Genomic DNA, 1,334 nt, shown 5'->3' on the forward strand with positions numbered 1-1,334 from the left:
GCCTTTCGCCACGCCAGAGAGGTCGACAAACGCATCCCGCGTGCGCCGCGCCTGCATCTGCTGGGCATCCACTTCCAGGGCGTCATACCCGACGGTCGAAAGGCGTTCGGCAAGGGCTTCATCACTGGGCACTTCTTCTGGCCTTGCTTCTGGCCCGAAACTCCACAAGTTCACCAGGCCACCCACCGTCACATCGAAGGCACCATCGCTGTCTGCCGCAACGGCCTGACTGACGGCCAAGACTTCGATCAGCTCATTGGACAGCGGCTGCCACTCATTCAGCGGCGCATGATTGAACGTTACCAGCTCGGCGTCATCCCGATAGGTCGACATGGAACGGTCCACGCTCTCGAGTTCGGCCAGAAAGCCCTCTTCCAACGCCTGTGCCTGGCCCTGGGTCAGCGGATCCATCACCGTCACCTGGTAGAAAGAGCCAAATACCCCTCCTTCAAACCGGGTGGGCGGCTCCAGGGGGCGATCACTCTCGGAGCAGCCTGCCATCAGGGGCAACAGGGTGAGTAAACCAAGGCCAGCTAAAAAGGGACGATAGCCGATGTTCATCGCATTTTCCTTGAAATGTGCTCGGGGTCAGAAGTGGAAGAACCACAGCAGCCAGAGACCAAATACCACGCGGTAAACCACGAACGGCTGCATGCCCAGTTTCTTGATGACGACCAGAAAATAGTGAATACAGAGATAGGCAATAATACCAGAAAGAAGCGTACCCACGATCATGGCGGGCCAGTCGATGGCTTGGGGATCGCTGAGCAAGCCAACGGCCTCTAGCCCTCCGGCCAGCACAATCACGGGGATCGACAGCAGAAACGAGAAGCGTGCAGCGCCCTCCCGGCTCATGCCTACCAACAGGGCTGCCGTGATGGTGATACCGGAACGGGATGTACCCGGAATTAGCGCCAGTGCCTGCGCAAAACCAATGATCAGCACATCCTTCAGATTCATGCTGTACTCGCTGCGGGTGCCGCGCTTTTTCCAGTCGGCATAGCCCAGCAGTAAACCAAAAGCGACCAGGCTCAGCCCGATGATCAGGGTCGAGCGCATGTGATCGGCAATCAGATCGCGACCCAAAAAGCCGATAATACACACCGGCAAAGTGGCCAATGCGACCCAGAACCCTAGCCTGGCATCCTCATCGACGCCTTTGCCCCGTAGCGCGGCCACGCTGCTGACGACCATGCGTATGATTTCATGACGAAAGTAGAGGATGACGGCACTCAAGCTACCCAGATGGAGTGCCACATCGAATGCCAACCCCTGATCTTCCCAGGGCGTAAATACGGGCACGAGAATAAGATGTGCGGAACTGGAAATCGGCA

2 protein-coding genes are annotated in these 1,334 nt (G+C 57.8%); both read right to left on the reverse strand.

Features of this window, described 5'->3' with window-relative positions; translation table 11 throughout:
- Nucleotides 1-561 (reverse strand): FAD:protein FMN transferase (locus NFR51_RS10980; protein WP_251713617.1); only part of this gene is annotated, 561 nt, incomplete at its 3' end.
- A gap of 27 nt (nt 562-588) precedes the next feature.
- Nucleotides 589-1,334 (reverse strand): undecaprenyl-diphosphate phosphatase (locus NFR51_RS10985; RefSeq protein WP_251713618.1); only part of this gene is annotated, 746 nt, incomplete at its 5' end.

It is taken from the genome of Lactococcus ileimucosae, from assembly GCF_943193185.1.
GTDB classification, from domain to species: Bacteria; Bacillota; Bacilli; order Lactobacillales; family Streptococcaceae; genus Lactococcus; species Lactococcus ileimucosae.